Source organism: Pseudomonas sp. Root562 (assembly GCF_001427125.1).
Classification (GTDB): domain Bacteria; phylum Pseudomonadota; class Gammaproteobacteria; order Pseudomonadales; family Pseudomonadaceae; genus Aquipseudomonas.
This window is the reverse complement of sequence record NZ_LMGK01000023.1, coordinates 148,632-166,249: the sequence shown is the minus strand read 5'-3', so window position 1 is coordinate 166,249 and position 17,618 is coordinate 148,632. Positions and strand designations below refer to the sequence as shown.

General features: G+C 60.5%; 15 protein-coding genes and 1 pseudogene. 12 read left to right on the top strand and 4 right to left on the bottom strand.

Annotated elements, in window-relative coordinates:
* Positions 1–6: 6 nt before the first annotated feature.
* From hrpB to argE, 3 genes and pseudogenes are all read left to right on the top strand, one after another.
* Positions 7–2,145 (top strand): annotated as a pseudogene (hrpB, locus tag ASD60_RS20335) (ATP-dependent helicase HrpB); the annotation flags it as partial.
* Positions 2,146–2,265: 120 nt separating this feature from the next.
* Positions 2,266–2,943, top strand: a complete 678-nt coding sequence (locus ASD60_RS20330; RefSeq protein WP_056855735.1) for a DUF1028 domain-containing protein — start codon at positions 2,266–2,268, stop codon at positions 2,941–2,943.
* Positions 2,936–4,105, top strand: a complete 1,170-nt coding sequence (gene argE, locus ASD60_RS20325; protein WP_056855734.1) for an acetylornithine deacetylase — start codon at positions 2,936–2,938, stop codon at positions 4,103–4,105. Before ASD60_RS20330 ends, argE begins: the two co-directional genes overlap by 8 nt.
* A 14-nt stretch (positions 4,106–4,119) precedes the next feature.
* On the opposite strand, the gene ASD60_RS20320 is transcribed toward argE, so the two are convergent.
* Complete coding sequence (locus ASD60_RS20320) at positions 4,120–5,040, bottom strand: LysR family transcriptional regulator (protein ID WP_056855733.1); 921 nt, start codon at positions 5,038–5,040, stop codon at positions 4,120–4,122.
* A 229-nt stretch (positions 5,041–5,269) separates the two neighbouring features.
* Here ASD60_RS20320 and ASD60_RS20315 point away from each other — a divergent pair, with 229 nt between their 5' ends.
* The 6 genes from ASD60_RS20315 to ASD60_RS20290 all read left to right on the top strand — a co-directional run bounded on the left by ASD60_RS20315 (position 5,270) and on the right by ASD60_RS20290 (position 12,928).
* Positions 5,270–6,760 (top strand): aldehyde dehydrogenase, encoded by a 1,491-nt coding sequence (locus ASD60_RS20315; protein WP_056855732.1) that lies wholly within the window; start codon positions 5,270–5,272, stop codon positions 6,758–6,760.
* A gap of 215 nt (positions 6,761–6,975) precedes the next feature.
* Complete coding sequence (locus ASD60_RS20310) at positions 6,976–7,965, top strand: ABC transporter substrate-binding protein (protein WP_330219578.1); 990 nt, start codon at positions 6,976–6,978, stop codon at positions 7,963–7,965.
* A gap of 102 nt (positions 7,966–8,067) precedes the next feature.
* Entirely contained in the window at positions 8,068–9,513 is a 1,446-nt protein-coding gene (locus ASD60_RS20305) for an APC family permease (RefSeq protein WP_056855731.1), read from the top strand.
* A gap of 28 nt (positions 9,514–9,541) precedes the next feature.
* Complete coding sequence (locus ASD60_RS20300; RefSeq protein WP_056855730.1) at positions 9,542–10,924, top strand: aspartate aminotransferase family protein; 1,383 nt, start codon at positions 9,542–9,544, stop codon at positions 10,922–10,924.
* 252 nt (positions 10,925–11,176) lie between these two features.
* Positions 11,177–12,442 carry a flavin-containing monooxygenase gene (locus tag ASD60_RS20295; protein ID WP_056855729.1) on the top strand — a complete coding sequence of 422 codons (1,266 nt, stop codon included), beginning with the start codon at positions 11,177–11,179 and terminating at the stop codon, positions 12,440–12,442.
* Between the two features lie 51 nt (positions 12,443–12,493).
* A complete protein-coding gene (locus ASD60_RS20290) occupies positions 12,494–12,928 on the top strand; it encodes a RidA family protein (RefSeq protein WP_056855728.1) in 435 nt (144 codons plus the stop codon).
* An 87-nt stretch (positions 12,929–13,015) separates the two neighbouring features.
* On the opposite strand, the gene ASD60_RS20285 is transcribed toward ASD60_RS20290, so the two are convergent.
* Positions 13,016–14,095 (bottom strand): endonuclease/exonuclease/phosphatase family protein, encoded by a 1,080-nt coding sequence (locus ASD60_RS20285; RefSeq protein WP_056855727.1) that lies wholly within the window; start codon positions 14,093–14,095, stop codon positions 13,016–13,018.
* Positions 14,096–14,161: 66 nt separating this feature from the next.
* A complete protein-coding gene (locus tag ASD60_RS20280; RefSeq protein WP_056855894.1) occupies positions 14,162–14,836 on the bottom strand; it encodes a YciC family protein in 675 nt (224 codons plus the stop codon).
* Between the two features lie 178 nt (positions 14,837–15,014).
* Here ASD60_RS20280 and ASD60_RS20275 point away from each other — a divergent pair, with 178 nt between their 5' ends.
* From ASD60_RS20275 to ASD60_RS20265, 3 genes are all read left to right on the top strand, one after another.
* Positions 15,015–15,779 carry a DUF2076 domain-containing protein gene (locus tag ASD60_RS20275; RefSeq protein WP_056855726.1) on the top strand — a complete coding sequence of 255 codons (765 nt, stop codon included), beginning with the start codon at positions 15,015–15,017 and terminating at the stop codon, positions 15,777–15,779.
* Positions 15,780–15,910: 131 nt separating this feature from the next.
* Positions 15,911–16,390, top strand: coding sequence for a LabA-like NYN domain-containing protein (locus tag ASD60_RS20270; RefSeq protein WP_008022614.1), 480 nt, complete (start codon positions 15,911–15,913; stop codon positions 16,388–16,390).
* A gap of 23 nt (positions 16,391–16,413) precedes the next feature.
* Positions 16,414–17,025, top strand: a complete 612-nt coding sequence (locus tag ASD60_RS20265; RefSeq protein ID WP_056855725.1) for a 3'-5' exonuclease — start codon at positions 16,414–16,416, stop codon at positions 17,023–17,025.
* Positions 17,026–17,147: 122 nt separating this feature from the next.
* Here the strand turns inward: ASD60_RS20265 and ASD60_RS20260 are convergent, their stop codons facing one another.
* Positions 17,148–17,597: an Lrp/AsnC family transcriptional regulator gene (locus ASD60_RS20260; protein WP_056855724.1), complete on the bottom strand. Its 450-nt coding sequence runs from the start codon at positions 17,595–17,597 to the stop codon at positions 17,148–17,150.
* Between the last annotated feature and the right edge of the window lie 21 nt (positions 17,598–17,618).

Genomic DNA, 17,618 nt, shown 5'->3' with positions numbered 1-17,618 from the left:
ATCGGTGAACGCAGTCTCGATGCCGACCTGGCGCTGGCCCTGAGCCTCAATGGCCGGGAATTGTTCCGTGACGATCAGCCGCTGAAAATCCTCTTGATGTCGGCAACCCTCGAGGGCGAGCGCCTTGCCGGGTTGCTCGAGGATGCACCGATCCTGCGCAGCGAAGGGCGCATGTACCCGGTGGCAATGCGCTGGGGGCGACCGTTCCAGGCCGGTGAATTCATCGAGCCGCGACTGGTGCAGACCATTCTCGAAGCCTTGAACGACGAAACCGGCAGCGTCCTGGTGTTCCTGCCGGGGCAGGCGGAGATTCGGCGTGTGCATCAGCAACTGGCCGACGCGCTGGGTGACAACCCACAGGTTTTGCTTTGCCCGTTGCATGGTGAACTGGATCTGGCCGCGCAACGTGCGGCGATCGATCCGGCGCCACCGGGCAAACGCAAGGTGGTGCTGGCCACCAACATCGCTGAAACCAGCCTGACCATCGACGGCGTGCGCGTGGTGATCGACGCCGGGCTGGCGCGGGTGCCGCGTTTCGATCCCGGCAGCGGCATGACTCGTCTCGACACCCAGCGCATCTCCAGGGCCAGCGCTACGCAGCGCGCCGGTCGGGCCGGGCGACTGGAACCGGGTGTGTGTTATCGCTTGTGGTCGCAGGATCAGCACGAACAACTGGCGGCCTATGGCAGTGCGGAAATTCTCTCGGCGGATCTGGCGGGGCTGGCCTTGCAACTCGGCAGCTGGGGCGTGACGCCTGGGCAATTGGTGTGGCTCGATGTACCGCCTGCCGCCGCGTATGCACAGGCGCAGGATTTGCTCGAACGTCTGGGGGCACTGGAAGGCGAAACGCTGACCCGTCACGGCCAGGCCATGGCCGAATTGCCGGCGCACCCGCGCATCGCCCATCTACTGTTGCGCGCTCAGGCGCTGGGATTGGCGGACATGGCTTGCGATGTCGCGGCGTTGCTTGGCGAACGCGATATCTTGCGCGGTGCCGGGGCGGATCTGCACAGTCGACTGGTGTTGTTGTCGGGTGAAGAACGAGCTGCCCGCGGCGCTCAGGGTGGCGTGCAGCGAGCCCGGCAACTGGCGCGGCAGTATCGCGGTTATCTGCGTGGCAAGGCGTCGGAACCGGTCGCCGACCCCGATCATCCGCGCTGGCTCGGCGCGTTGCTGGCGCTGGCCTATCCCGATCGCGTCGCCCAACAACGCCGTGCGGGCGGCGCCGAATATCGTTTGGCCAACGGTCGCGCTGCGTTGTTCGCCGAAGCGGACAGCCTGATGAAACAACCGTGGCTGGTGATCGCCGATCTGGGCAGTCGTCAGGGCCAGCGCGAGGAGCGGATTTATCTGGCGGCGGATTTCGACCCGGCGTTGTTCGATTCGGTGCTGGCCGAACAGGTGCGCTGCGTTGATCAACTGGACTGGGATGAGCGCGAAGGTGTGCTGCGCGCCGAGCGCCAGCGCAAAGTCGGTGAGCTGATCCTCAGCCGCGAACCGTTGACCGGTCTCGATGAAACGGCTCGCAGTCAGGCACTGGTCAATCTGGTGCGACGCAAAGGGCTGGAGCTGTTGCCGTGGACCCCGGAACTACGTCAGTGGCAAGCGCGGGTGGCGTTATTGCGCCAACTGGATCTGGCCGGCAAGGGCGACAGCGAATGGCCGGATGTCAGCGACGCGGCGTTACTCAAAAGCCTCGAACACTGGTTGATGCCCTATCTGGGCAAGGTCTCGCGGCTCAGTCACTTCGCCAATCTCGACCTGTCGAGCATTGTCCACAACCTGTTGCCATGGCCGCTGCCGCAACGACTTGATGAATTGGCACCGCATCACTTGAGCGTGCCGTCGGGCTCATCGATTCGTCTGGATTACAGCGAACAGCCGCCGATTCTCGCGGTGCGTTTGCAGGAGCTGTTCGGCCTGGCCGAAACCCCGCGCATTGCCGGTGGTCGGCAAGTGGTCAAGCTGCACTTGCTGTCGCCGGCGCGGCGGCCGGTGCAGGTGACCCAGGATCTGGCGAACTTCTGGCGCAGTACCTATGCCGAAGTGAAGAAGGATTTGAAGGGCCGCTACCCGAAACACTATTGGCCGGACGATCCCTTGGTGGCCGAGGCCACGGCACGGATCAAACCGCGCAAGAGCTGAGCTGATCGTGGGCCAGACCAGTTTTTTCCTAGCCCAAAGCCACAAAAAACCTGCTTTCTCCCTTTCCAGTGCATGAACAGAATGCAATGGCGCGTGCATTGGAATTTTAAGGAGTGAGTCATGACGTTTTCGATTATCGGACGCTGCCCGGAAACCGGGCAGCTCGGTATTGCCATCAGCTCTTCAAGCATTGCGGTCGGTGCACGTTGCCCCTGGGCGCGGGCGGGGGTCGGTGCGGTCTCGACGCAGAACATTACGTTGCCGGCTCTTGGGCCGCAGATCCTCGACCTGCTGGAGCATCAGCATCTGCAACCTGACGCGGCGCTGGACAAGGCGCTGACGTCCAACGGCTGGAGCCAGTACCGTCAAGTCACGGTGATCGATGCGTCGGGCAGGATTGCGCTGTTCAGCGGCAAGGAATCGCTGGGGGTGCATAACGCAGTGAAGGGCGAGCAGTGCGTCGCGGCGGGCAATCTGCTCAGCGACGTGCGAGTCATCGAAGCCATGGTCGGGGCATTCGAGGCCGAACCGGGTCAATTGGCGGACCGTTTGCTGGCGGCCATGCACGCGGCCATGGCGGCCGGTGGCGAGGCCGGGCCGGTGCATTCCGCCGCGCTGAAAGTGGTGGGTGACCATACGTGGCCGATCATCGACTTGCGGGTCGACTGGGCCGAGGAAGATCCCATCGGTCAGCTTGACGGTCTCTGGCAGGCTTATCGACCGCAAATGCAGGACTACCTGACGCGCGCACTCAACCCGACGACGGCACCGAGCTACGGAGTGCCCGGGGATGAGTGAGGCGTCCAGTCGCGACGTGTTGGAACGTCTGATTGGCTTCGCCACTGTCAGCCGCGATTCCAACCTCGAATTGATTCGTTTCATCGAGGCGTACCTGGCCGGGCACGGCGTTCAGAGCGAACTCTTCTTCAATGAAGAACGGACCAAGGCGAATCTGTTCGCGACCATCGGCCCGCTCACGTCCGGTGGCGTAGTGCTTTCCGGTCACACCGATGTGGTACCGGTAGACGGGCAGGCGTGGACGGTCGATCCGTTCCATCTGACGGAAAAGGATGGACGCCTGTACGGCCGTGGCACGGCGGACATGAAAGGGTTCATCGCCTCGGTCCTTGCGGCGGTGCCGACCTTCGTCCAGCGTACGCTTCTGAAGCCGGTGCACCTGGCGTTTTCCTATGATGAAGAAATCGGCTGCCTGGGTGTCAGGCCGATGCTCGCCGAGCTGGAGAAGCGGCCATTCAAGCCCTGCCTCTGCCTGATCGGCGAACCGACAGAACTCAAGCCTGTGCTCGGTCACAAGGGCAAACTGGCGATGCGTTGCGAAGTGCGCGGTGCAGCGTGCCATTCGGCGTATGCGCCTTATGGGGTCAACGCGATCGAGTACGCCGCGCAGCTTATTGGTCGGCTGGGCGTGATCGGTGAACAGCTCGCGCATCCCGACAACCACGATCAGCGTTTTGATCCGCCGTTTTCGACGGTGCAGACGGGAGTGATCAAAGGTGGCCGCGCGCTCAACATCGTTCCCGCCGAATGTGAGTTCGATTTCGAGGTCAGGGCGCTGCCGGACTTCGATGCACAGGGTGTGGCGGACCAGCTGCACGCGTTCGCCCAGGAACAACTGTTGCCGAAGATGCGTGCGGTGCAAGCGGACACCGACATCCGCTTGCGCCCGCTGAGCGCCTATCCCGGGTTGGCGACACCGCCCGAGAGTGAAGCGGCGCGGCTGCTGGCGCTGTTGAGCAATTCTTCAGCGTTTGGCACGGTCGCGTTTGGCACCGAGGGCGGGTTGTTTGATCAGGCTGGCATTCCCACGGTGGTTTGCGGACCTGGCAGCATGGATCAGGGGCACAAGCCTGACGAATTCATCGCACTGGAGCAGTTGAACGGTTGCGATGCGATGTTGGTTCGGTTGGCTGATTACCTGTGTGGCGACATCTCACTTTAGGAGCCGGCTTGCTCCTACAGGGGGGCTGCGACTTTCTGGCTCAGTTGTTCGCGGCAAAAATCCACGAACAACTGTGCGGGCTTGGTCAGTTGGCTGCGTTTCAAATGGGCCGACGCCAGGCCGGACAGGGTGACCGGCTCCTTGATGTTGACCGATATCACCTTCTTGCCATCGTAGGTGCACTCCGAGTGCGGGCGGGTGACCAGGATCGAGAAGCCGAATCCCTGGCCAACCATGCCCCGCACCATCTCGATAGAGGGTGAGCTGAAGACGATGTTGGGTGTCAGTTCCAGTTCGTGGAACAGGCTGACGAAGTAGGTCCGGCTCGGCTGCACATCGAGAAGAATCATCGGCTCGCTGCACAGGTCGCGCAGCGACACTTCTTTCTGGTCGGCAAAACGGTGGCCTTCAGGCAGCAGCACGTAGGGCTTTTGTGGCGGCATCAGTGGCGTGGTCTGGATGGTGCCGTCCAGATCGTGATCGTAGAGGAAGGCCACGTCGAACGTGCCGGCGGTCAAGCCTTGCACCAGCTCTTGTTGCTCGCCGTCGCGAATGCGGATGTCCACGCCCGGGTAAAGCTTGCGAAAGCCGGCGATCAATTGCGGCAGGTACAGCGGGGCTACCGTCTCGAAGCAGCCGATGTCGATTTGTCCCGACACCGTATCGTTATCGGCCAGCGCATTCTGTTCAAACTCCCTGGCCATCCGCAAAAGCTCTTGCGCCTTGTGATAGAAGCGCGTGCCGGTGGGGGTCAGGGACACACCCTGGGCGTGGTGGCGGATGAATAACTGGACGTTGAACGACTCTTCCAGGCTTTTGATCGCCGTGGACACCGAGGGCTGCGCGATGTACAGCTGCCGCGAGGCTTCAGCGACACTGCCGGCTTCTACCGTTGTGACGAAATACTTGAGTTGCCGCAATGTATAGGAAGCCACACGCACCTCGTTTTGCTTTGTTTTGCGGTGAAGGCCCGGATGACCGTCGCACGGATTGTGGACTGAACCTTACCCTATGAGCGTTCCAGGCTGGGTAAGCGCTTGCCAAGTTTTTTCTTATACCCCGAGCACATTTTTAATAATTTTCCTCTTCGCACGGTTGCCGCACTATCTCTACAACCTCTGATAACAACCCCGACCACCCTGGCGGTCGTAAAGGGAGCGTAGCGTGTTCGACCTCGACTATTGGCAGCAACGAGCTGCCCGGCAAACCTTCTCTGACAAAGCCTTGATCGATGGCCGGCAGGTCGCTGCGTCTTCAGGCGCAACTTTCGATTCGATCAACCCGGCGACCCGTCAGTTGCTTGCCCGTGTCGCCGCGTGTGGCGAAGTGGAAGTGGAACTTGCCGTGCGCAGTGCGCGTCGCGCGTTCAACGAAGGCCCGTGGGCGCGGATGGCACCGGTCGAGCGCAAGCGCGTGATGCTGCGTCTGTCCGAGCTGGTGCTGGCCCATCGCGAAGAGCTTGCCTTGCTCGACTCGCTGAACATGGGTAAACCGGTGATGGATGCCTACAACATCGACGTCCCGGGCGCGGCCCATGTGTTTGCCTGGTACGGCGAGTCGCTGGACAAACTCTACGATCAGGTCGCGCCGACCGCGTCATCGGCGCTGGCGACCATCACCCGCGAAGCGCTGGGTGTGGTCGCCGCCGTGGTGCCTTGGAACTTCCCGCTCGACATGGCCGCGTGGAAACTGGCACCGGCCCTGGCGGCCGGCAATAGCGTGGTGCTCAAACCCGCGGAGCAATCGCCGTTCTCGGCGTTGCGTCTGGCCGAACTGGCGCTGGAAGCCGGTTTGCCGCCGGGCGTGCTGAATGTGCTGCCGGGGCTCGGCGAGTCCGCCGGCAAGGCCTTGGGCCTGCATCCGGATGTCGATTGCCTGGTGTTCACCGGCTCGACTCAGGTGGGCAAATACTTCATGCAGTACGCGGCGCAATCGAACCTCAAGCAGGTCTGGCTCGAATGCGGCGGCAAGAGCCCGAGCCTGGTGTTCGACGATTGCCGTGATCTCGATCTGGCGGCGGAGAAGGCGGCATTCGGCATCTTCTTCAATCAGGGCGAGGTGTGTTCAGCCAATTCGCGGCTGTATGTGCAGGACACGGTCAAGGATGAGTTTATCGAGCGTCTTCTGGAAAAAGCCAAAGCCTGGATGCCCGGCGATCCATTGAATCCTGCCAGTGCTGCTGGCGCCATTGTCGATTCGGCCCAGGCGTCGCGGGTAATGAGTGTTATCGAGCGCGCTCACGAAGACGGCGCCCGATTGCTCACCGGCGGGCGTCGCTTGAATTTCAACGGTTCCGACAACTTTATCGAGCCGACCATTTTTGCCGATGTCGATCATCAATCGCACCTGTCGCGTGAAGAGGTGTTCGGGCCGGTACTGGCGATCTCTACGTTCGACACGGAAGAGCAAGCGGTGCGGTTGGCTAACGACAGCATCTACGGGCTGGCTGCCTCGGTATGGAGCGATGACCTGAACCGCGCGCACCGCGTTGCACGGGCGTTGAAGGCCGGCACTGTTTCGGTGAACACCGTGGATGCCCTCGATGTCAGCGTGCCGTTCGGTGGCGGCAAGCAATCGGGGTTTGGCCGGGATCTGTCGTTGCATTCGTTCGATAAGTACACCCAGTTGAAAACCACCTGGTTTCAATTGCGTTAAACATCTACTGAACAATTAACCGCACGCTGATTGTGTGCGGCTTGAAGAATAAAAAAATGTCACCGCACGGAGAGTCTTCCGTGTACTTGCGGCTGCGTGGCCGTGACTGCCTCAGTAACTAACCACAATTAAAAAGTGAGGGAGCTTTCATGTTCAGATATTCGTCTTCGAGCGTTAAATCAGCGGCTGCTTTAACCGCGCTTCTGGGATTTACGGTGCCGCTTGTTGCGCACGCCGAAAGTCTCACGGTTATTTCATTCGGCGGTGCCACCAAGGCGGCGCAGGAGGGTGCTTACTTCAAACCCTTTGAACAAAGTGGTGCCGGGAAAGTAGTGGTCGGCGAGTACAGCGGCGAACTTTCCAAAGTCAAAGCCATGGTCGATGTCGGCCAGGTCAGTTGGGACGTGGTCGAAGTCGAAAGCCCTGAACTCTTGCGTGGATGTGAAGAGGGATTGTTCGAGCGGCTGGACCCGGCGCTGATCGGCGATGCAAAAAACTATTTGCCGGGCGCGGTCAGCGAATGCGGCGTGGCGAGTTACGTGTGGTCGATGGTGCTTGCCTACAACTCGAACAAGGTGGCGGCGGCACCGACGTCCTGGGCGGACATGTGGAACCTGCAGCAATTTCCTGGCAAGCGCGGCCTGCGCAAGGGCGCCAAGTACACGCTGGAAGTGGCGCTGCTCGCCGATGGGGTCCAACAGGATGACCTGTACAAAGTGCTGGGGACCAAGGAAGGCGTGGACCGGGCGTTTCACAAGCTCGACCAGATCAAGCCGTCGATCCAGTGGTGGGAAGCCGGAGCGCAACCGCCGCAATGGCTGGCAGCGGGTGACGTGGTGATGTCGGCGGCCTATAACGGGCGGATTGCCGTGGCGCAGAAGGAAGGTTCGAAGCTGGCGATCTCCTGGAACGGCCACCTCTACGATCCTGATCACTGGGCGATTGTTCGCGGCAGCCCGAACAAGTCGCTGGCCGAACGCTTCATCGTGTTTGCCAGCCAGGCGAGCGGCCAGAAATCTTTCTCCAGCCAGATCCCCTACGGCCCGATCCGCAAGGATGTGCTGGCGCAGCTGCCGGCCGACACACTTGCCCAATTGCCCACCGCTCAAGCCAACCTGTCTGAAGGCCAACTGGTCGATGCCACGTTCTGGGTCGATCACGGCGAAGAACTCGAGGAACGCTTCAACGCCTGGGCGGCCCGCTAAGCCATCGCTGTCGCTTGTCGCCATTCAAGGATGAGTGGCGATGTTTATCCCTGCCTTCCGCGCGGAGGCGATCAACAACAAGAAAACACGGGGAGTTTTGTCATGAGTTCAAGTACAACCGCGTCCGTCCAGGCGCAGTCTGGCGGTTTGCGCCGGGTTCTGGGGCTGGGTTCATTACTTGCCGTTGCGGTGGGCGTCGTAGTATCGCAGGGCGTCATGGTGCTGATGCTGCAAGGTGCGGGCATCGCCGGTTTCGGTTTCATCATTCCGCTGGCCATCGCTTATGTGTTGGCAATCACCTATGCCTGGTCGTTCTCCGAACTGGCCTTGATGATCCCGCGGGCGGGAAGCCTCAGCAGTTACACCGAAGTGGCGATCGGGCATTTCCCGGCCATTCTCGCGACCTTCTCGGGGTACATGGTGGTGGCGATGTTTGCGCTGTCGGCCGAACTGCTGTTGCTGGACCTGGTGATCAGCAAGGTCTATCCGGATGTCATTCCACACATGGTAGTGGCCTACGGCGTGCTGGGGCTGTTCACCGTTTTGAATCTGTTCGGCATCGATGTCTTCGCCAAGCTGCAGAACGTGCTGGCGCTGGTGATGGTGGTGATCCTCGTTGCCATGGGCCTGGCTTCTCTGAGTAACGGCCAGGCCAGTTTGCAGCTGCCGCTCGATCAGGGTTGGAACCCGTTGGAGTTCGGTGCAATTACCCTGGCGGCGATGGCGGTATGGGGTTTTGTCGGGGCCGAATTCGTCTGCCCGCTGGTGGAAGAAACCCGCAATCCCGAGCGCAATATTCCACGTTCGATGACCATTGGTTTGACGGTGATCTTCGGCGTGATCGCGTTGTATTGCTTTGGCGCTTTGCTGTGCATTCCACGCGAGCAACTGGCCAGTGACGCACTGCCGCATTACCTGGTGGCGACCACTGTGTTCGGTGAAGCCGGCAAGCTGTTTCTGGTCATCGCCGCCATCACTGCGACTTGCAGCACCGTGAATTCTTCGCTGGCAGCGTTGCCGCGCATGCTCTACGGCATGGCGCAAAACGGCCAGGCTTTCCCGCAGTTCAAGATGCTCACGGCACGTGGCCGAACGCCTTGGGTGGCGGTGTTGTTCGTTGCCGCGATCACCGGCCTGCCGATCCTCATTCTGGGGCACGACGCGGCCGCGATCAGCTTGTTGCTGTTGGCTGCCGCGCTCGCCTGGCTGCTGGCGTACATCATCGTACACATCGATGTGATCGCCTTGCGCCGGCGCTATCCCCATCTGGCGCGTCCATTTCGCTCACCGTTTTATCCATGGCCGCAAGTGGTTGGCATCCTCGGCATGTTGTTTGCGATCTACCACGTGTCGCCAACACCGGAAATGACCGCCAGCATTTTTGCTTGCGCTGGCGTGGTACTGGGCGTGATATCGGTGATTGCCGTGGTGTGGGTCAAATTCGTGATGCGCAAACCGCTGTTCACGCCAGAACCCCTGATCCAAAACGAATCGCAGGACAACGGTGTGCCTGCCGTGGCACCGCTGACTACTGTGTCCGGGAACTGAACCTTTATTCAATTCAGGAGAATAAAAAATGACAACCGATTACAAACCACAGCGTGAAACCAAGGACTACCAAGCGGCCGATGCCGCCCACCACATTCATGCCTTCCTCGATCAGAAGGCGTTGAACGAAGAGGGGCCGCGCGTGATCGTCGGTGGCGAGCGGTTACACCTGTGGGACAACGACGGCAATCGCTACCTCGATGGCATGTCCGGTTTGTGGTGCACCAACCTCGGCTACGGTCGCAAGGATCTGGCCGCGGCAGCGACTCGGCAATTGGAGCAGTTGCCGTACTACAACATGTTCTTCCACACCACTCACCCGGCGGTAGTCGAGCTGTCCGAGCTGCTGTTCAGCCTGTTGCCCAAGCACTACAGCCACGCGATCTACACCAACTCCGGCTCTGAAGCCAATGAGGTGTTGATCCGTACCGTGCGCCGTTACTGGCAGGTACTCGGCAAGCCGCAGAAGAAGATCATGATTGGCCGCTGGAACGGTTACCACGGCTCTACCCTGGCCGCCAGCGCGATGGGCGGCATGAAGTTCATGCATGAAATGGGCGGAGTGATTCCGGATGTCGCGCACATCGACGAACCTTACTGGTTTGCGCACGAAGGTGACCTGACGCCTGCCGAATTCGGCCTGCGCGCGGCCCGGCAACTGGAAACCAAGATTCTCGAACTGGGCGCGGAAAACGTCGCTGCGTTTATCGCCGAACCGTTCCAGGGCGCGGGCGGCATGATCTTCCCGCCAGAGAGCTACTGGCCGGAAATCCAGCGAATCTGTCGCAAGTACGATGTGCTGCTGTGTGCTGACGAAGTGATCGGTGGTTTCGGCCGTACCGGTGAATGGTTCGCCCACCAACACTTTGATTTCGAGCCGGACACCCTGTCGATCGCCAAGGGCCTGACCTCGGGCTACATCCCGATGGGTGGCTTGATTCTGAGTCGGCGCATGGCCGAAGTGCTGGTCGAGCAGGGCGGCGTATTTGCCCACGGCCTGACTTATTCCGGTCACCCGGTAGCGGCCGCCGTGGCAATTGCCAACCTCACGGCGTTGCGCGATGAGGGCGTCGTCAGCCAAGTGAAAAGCGACACCGGTCCGTATCTGCAGCAGTGTCTGCGTGAGGTGTTCGGCAATCATCCGCTGGTGGGTGAAATCCAGGGTGTCGGCCTGGTCGCCGCGTTGCAGTTTGCCGAGGACAAGGCGACTCGCAAACGCTTCGCCAACGAAGGCGATATCGCCTGGCGTTGCCGCACGATCGGCTTTGAGGAAGGCCTGATTATTCGCTCGACGCTGGGCCGCATGATCATGGCCCCGGCATTGATCGCAACGCGTGCTGAAATCGACGAACTGGTTGCCAAGACCAAGATAGCGGTTGATAGAACTGCCAAAGAAATTGGTGTGCTCTAAATAAATACCGGCTCGCCTCCATTAACTGTGGGGGCGAGCAGGCTCGCTCCCACAGTTAATGCATTTATCAATGTAGTTGTTAGTTAGTTTTTTCATGGGCAACAACGACAAAAATCATAATTTCGCTATTGGCATTCGCTAAGCACAATAAAACTACCCCGCCAGCAAAGTTATCGACGCGGAATTAATTATTAAAACAGCTGAACGGTCGCGACTTGTCGCGCCTTAGTTGCCTCTCTGAAGGACGCAAGCATGAATGATAAAAAGATAGAAATAGATACGCTTGTTGTCGGTGCCGGCCAGGCTGGCGTCGCCATGAGCGAGCACCTGAGCAAACTCGGTGTGCCGCACCTCGTCCTGGAGCGTAACCGCATCGCTGAAGCGTGGCGCACCGGGCGTTGGGATTCGCTGGTGGCTAACGGCCCGGTTTGGCATGACCGCTTCCCCGGCCTGGCTTTTGAAGATCTGGAGCCCGACGCCTTCGCTTCAAAGGATCGCGTGGCCGCGTACTTCGAAGCCTATGCCGAGAAATTCGAAGCGCCGATTCGTACTGGCGTCGAAGTGAAAAAAGTGGTGCGCAACAGTGACCGTCCAGGCTTCACCATCGAAACCTCCGAAGGCGTGATCCAGGCCAATCGCGTGGTGGCGGCGACCGGTCCTTTCCAGCGGCCGGTCATCCCGCCGATTGCGCCGAAAGACAGCACGGTCACGCAGATTCACTCGGCCGAGTATTTCAACCCACAGCAGCTATCCGAGGGCGGTGTGCTGGTGGTCGGTGCAGGCTCTTCCGGTGTGCAGATTGCCGATGAGCTGCAGCGCGCCGGTAAACAGGTCTATCTGTCGGTCGGCCAGCATGATCGTCCGCCTCGCAGCTATCGCAACCGTGATTTTTGCTGGTGGTTGGGGGTTCTGGGGTTGTGGGATCTTGAAACCATGGAGCCGGGTCGCGAGCACGTGACCATCGCGGTGAGCGGTGCGCGGGGTGGCCACACCGTCGATTTCCGCGGTCTAGCCAAACAAGGCGTCACGCTGGTGGGGCTGACCCGATCGTTCAACGACGGCGTGGTGACGTTCCAGCCGGATCTGGCGCGCAACATCGCTGCGGGCGACGAGAATTACCTGTCGCTGCTGGACGCGGCGGATGCCTACATTGCCCGCAACGGACTCGACCTTCCGGAAGAACCCGAAGCCCGCTTCATGCTGCCCGACCCGGAGTGCGTCACTCGCCCGATTCTCGAACTCGATCTGGCCGAGGCGGGCATTACCTCGATCATCTGGGCAACCGGCTACGCCGTCGATTACAGCTGGCTGCAGGTCGACACCTTCGACGAGAAGGGCAAGCCACGGCATCAGCGCGGTGTCTCGAACGAGCCGGGTGTCTATTTTGTAGGCCTGCCATGGCTGTCGCGTCGCGGTTCGAGCTTTATCTGGGGTGTCTGGCACGACGCCAAACATGTCGCCGGGCACATTGCCACGCAGCGCCAGTACCTCGAATACCGCGACCCTTCACAGCGGTGACAGTCGACCGCGGGAATGACCCTTTTCAATCACGTTTCAGGGACTCAGTTGATGCCTACTCACACGCGAATTCGCATGTTCAATACCAAAGACACTTATCCCAACCAGTCACTGGACAATGATCTTTGCCAGGCTGTGCGCGCGGGCAACACGGTGTATGTCCGCGGCCAGATCGGCACTGATTTCGAGGGCAACCTGGTAGGCCTTGGCGACCCGGCCGCCCAGGCCGAACAGGCGATGAAAAACGTCAAGCAGCTGCTGGAAGAGGCGGGGAGTGATCTGTCGCACATCGTCAAAACCACCACCTACATCATTGACCCGCGTTACCGCGAACCGGTGTATCAAGTGGTGGGCAAGTGGTTGAAAGGCGTGTTCCCGATCTCGACCGGGTTGGTGATTTCCGGGCTTGGTCAACCGCAGTGGCTGATGGAAATCGACGTGATCGCGGTCATCCCGGACGACTGGCAGGCAACGCAAACCCTGTAGGCGCCGAGCTTGCTCGCGAAGGCGGTGTGTCGGTCACCTCTCTCTTGAATGTGCCGGCGTCATCGCGAGCAAGCTTTGCTCACAGGATCATGGTGTCGCCGGCAGCAGGAACCGCGCAATCACCGGCAAATGATCGGAAATGCGCAACGTATCGTCTTGCCTCACCGTTGCCTCGACGCGTTTGATGCGCGGGCTGTAGAACAGGTAGTCGACGGTGCGGTCGGGGCCACTCAGGTTCGGATCGTTCGGGTAATGGGTCAGCCAGCGCGCACGATCGATGCCGCTGGCTTCGTTGTTGTTGGGGATCATCGGGTATTTGTCCCACAACACGTGCAGGGCGCTGTCGGCGGAGTAGGGCGAGCGTTGTTCGGCGGGCAGGCGCTGGTATTGCCCCAACGGCAACAGATTGAAGTCGCCGCCGATCAGCCATGGCGTCCCGCGGCTTTCGAGCTTATCGAGGGCTTTGGCCACGGCCGATACCTGCGCCAGCAGCGTTTCGTCGGGTTGCGTGGCGCGTTCCAGATGAGTATTGAGCAGCGCCAATTGACTGCCGTCGCTCAAAGGCAGATAAGCCACCAGCAAGGCGTTTTTTGGCTGGAACTGGCGACTGATCAGGTTGGCCGACGCGACCGGCAATTGCAGGCGCTGGGCATGGTCGATCTGGTAGCGGCTCAAGGTTGCCAGTTGCCGGCCAACGCTGCCGAAGATGTGTGGATCAGGAACAAACTCAGCCTTCCAGTCGAATGCGCTGGTACTGCACGGGTACAGGTCGGCGAGCCGTTCCTGCAGCAGTTTGAGCTGGTGCTGGTAATCGCTGGCCTTGGCCCCGTCATCGAGTTCCTGCAACAGCACCACGTCCGGTTGCTCGTCACGAATCACACGCGCCACTTCATCGAGGCTGAAGGCCATGTCTTGCGGCGTGGGATTCTCATCGGTGCCGTCGGCCAGGTCATTCCAGAACACGTACCGCTTGCCCGCCAGGTACTGAACGTTCCAGGTCATCACCTTCAGCGCCTGGCCGGGAACCAGAGTCGGTGCCCCGGTGCTGCAGCTGACTGGCAGCACTTCGCGGGCTTCGGGGCGCCAGGTCAGGCTATACACCATCACACCGGTCAGGCCGATGACGATCAACAATCCCAGCAAGGTGTAGCGCAGCAGTCGGGTCATGGCTCGGCTTATAGCGTTACGGAAGTTGACCCCGAGCATACCCGAGTGACGGGCGGTCGCCCAAGGTCAGAGTGGCCCGTCGATTTTTTTCGGCTCTTCGCCGATCAGCATGAACAGACGGAACAGCACCACGCTGGTGAACAGTTGCAGGAAGCTGTGGGCACTGTCGATCAGCAGCGAGATCACCGGGTTTTGCGGCTCTGGATACGCCGCCAGCGTCGCGCCCTTGAGCAGCCACAATGGCCCCATCACGCACAGGATGCACACCAGGATGCGCAGGAAATGACCACGGGTCAGGCGCAGGCTTTCCTTCATCGCTTGCAGTGGTGCCAGGCCGCGCAGCACCAGCAGGTACTCGCCGAACGCCAGGGTCACCATCAACCAGATGCCCGGCAGGAAATACAGCGACAGGCCCAGCAGAATCAGCAGCGTGTTGAGTGCCGTCAGCAGGGCGAAACGCGGCCACAGATAAGCAGATCTCGACAGCAGTTCGCGGTTGCTTGGCGATTCGCCACGGCTGCGGGCATCGAGGAACAGAATGAGCGCGGCGGTGTACAGCGGGTAAACCAGCAGGCCGACGATCACGCTGATGCCGGGGAAACTGTCCGGCTCGGTGGAGCGGTCGACGACTTGTTGCAACAGCGCCTCGATAATCACCAGCGGCAGGCACAGCTGCACAATCTGGCCCAGATTGCGCTTGAAGAAATACAGGGAGTCTCGCAGTACATCTAACGGATTCATCAGTCGGTATCGCAGGTTGAAAGCAGTGGCCCACTTTAACCGATCAAGCCCTTGGGGACGCAAACGTAAACGTTCGGTAAAGGGCATTGAAACATCTTGTTTCAGCCTCCATTAAGGTCGAGTGCCTTATCTTCAGTGGAGAAGGGCAACGATTTCCCCGGCAATCTACGAGGTCGCCATGAACAGCGAAGAACAAACCCTGATCGATGGACTGTTTTCCCGGCTGCAACAGGCCGAAACGGACTCAGCCCCGCGCGACGCCCAGGCCGAGGCGCGGATCAAGGAACACCTGACGCGCCAACCGGCGGCAGGTTATTTCATGACCCAGGCGATTCTGGTGCAAGAGGCGGCCATCAAAAGCCTCGACGAGCAGAACAAACAGCTGAGTGCGCAAGTCCAGACATTGCAGGCCGAGCTGCAACAGGCCAAGGCGCAGACGGCTGCACCGGCGCCGAGCAGCGGTGGATTTCTGTCGAGCATCTTTGGTGGCGGACACCGTGATCCTCAGCCTGTGCCCGCGCAACATCCGCCGGTGTCGAGTGGGGGCGGCTGGCGCGAGCCGGCGCGTCCTTCCTTCAACTCGCAACCGCCACAGCAAGGCTTTCCACAACAGGGCTATGCACCGCAGCAACAAGCGCCCGCAGCGGCCGGCGGCAGTTTTCTCGGTGGCGCGCTGAAAACCGCGGCCGGTGTCGCCGGTGGTGTAATGCTGGCGCAAGGCATCAGCAGCCTGTTCCAGCATAACCAGCAACCGCAGGAAATCGTCGAAGTGATCAAGGAAGAACCGGCCCAGGTCAACGACCAGGGCAACAACGGCTGGGGCGACGACCAGCGCATGGCCGGCAACGATTCCTACGACAACGACCAGGGCGGTTTCAGCGACGCTGACTACAGCGATGACAGTTCATCTTTGTTCGGCGGCGACGACGACTCCTTCGTCTGATAAATCTGTGGCGAGGGAGCAAGCTCCCTCGCCACATAGCCGATTATTCGCGGAACCTTCCTTTTGGCTGGCATACTGGGCAACTTTTCGGGCCTGGTGCCTGATCCTGTCTGCGCCCAAGGGGATGTGCGGTGAAAAAGATCGCTGTGTTCGCCGATGTCCAGAACCTCTACTACACCGTGCGTCAGGCCTATGGTTGTCACTTCAACTACGCCGCGCTGTGGGCTGATGTCAGCAAACAGGGCGAGATTGTCGAAGCCTATGCCTACGCCATCGACCGTGGCGACAGCAAACAGCAGCAGTTCCAGCAGATCCTGCGCAACCTCGGTTTCACCGTGAAGCTCAAGCCTTACATCCAGCGCAGCGACGGCTCGGCCAAAGGTGACTGGGACGTGGGCATCACCCTTGACATCATGGACGCCGCCGACCACGTCGACGAAATCGTGCTGGCCTCCGGTGACGGCGATTTCGATATGTTGCTCGAACGCATCATCAGCAAGCACGGGGTGCAAGCGGTGGCTTATGGCGTGCCGGGCTTGACCGCCAACTCGCTGATCCGCGCTGCCAGCCGCTACGTGCCGATCGAAGGCGCCCTGCTGCTCAAGAATTGATTTTTTACGGAGTTGAAACAGGTTTGGAACGCATTGCAGTCATCGACTTTGAAACCACCGGGATCTCCCCGAGCAGCAGTTGCCGGGCCACGGAAATTGCCGTGGTGATCCTTGAACAGGGGCGCATCGTCGAGCGTTACCAAAGCCTGATGAATGCCGGCGTGCGTGTCCCGGCCTTCATCGAACAGCTCACCGGCATCAGCAACGCCATGCTGCGCACTGCGCCATCGGCGGAGCAGGTGATGAACGAGGTCAATGAATTCGTCGGCATCACACCGTTGCTGGCGCACAACGCCGCGTTCGACCAGAAGTTCTGGGACTTCGAACTGGGGCGAATCAAACGTACGCGGTTGCAGAACTTCGCCTGTTCGCTGCTGCTGGCCCGCCGACTGATGCCCGCCGCGCCGAACCACAAACTCGGCACCCTCACCACGTTCGCCAACCTGCCGCACACCGGCAAGGCTCACCGGGCGATGGCTGATGCGGAAATGGCCGCCAACCTGACTGCGCATCTGGCTGAAGAGTTGCGGCACAAGCACGGGCTGCGGGAGTTGTCCCATGATTTGCTGTGCAAGTTGCAGAAAGTCCCGGCGGCGAAGGTCAACGAGCATCTCAAACGCCATCGCGGGTTCTAAATTCAACGTCACTGATCGTTCCCACGCTCCGCGTGGGGATGCAGCCCGGGACGCTCCGCGTCCCAAAGCGGACGCAGAGCGTCCATTGAGGCATTCCCACGCAGAGCGTGGGAACGATCTGATCAGGGTTTTCCTTCCAACTGCCCCAACGGCACGCGCTTTTCGATGGCGCTCGACAGCACAATCGAGGTCTTGCTGAACCCGAACGTGGCGATCCGGTTGATCAGCTCTTCCAGCTCCGGCATCGAGCCCACCGCCGCTTGCATGATCACGCACGGGTCACCGGTTACGCGGTGGCACTCGGTCAATTGCGGGATTTTGATCAGGTCGTCGTAGGCCTTTTGATTGCCGTGCTGGTTCAGGCGCAGTTCGATCACGCACTGGATCGGCAAGCCAAGCTTGGCCATGTCGACTTTCGCCTGATAACCAGTGATCACGCCGCTGGCCTCGAGTTTGGCCACGCGCTCGGCCACGGCCGGGGGGGACAGGTTGACCTTGCGCGCCAGGTCCGCGTAGGACGCACGGCCGTTTTCCAGCAGGGCGCTGAGCAGCATGCGGTCGTACTTATCCATCGGGGCGACTCCTGGAAAAAA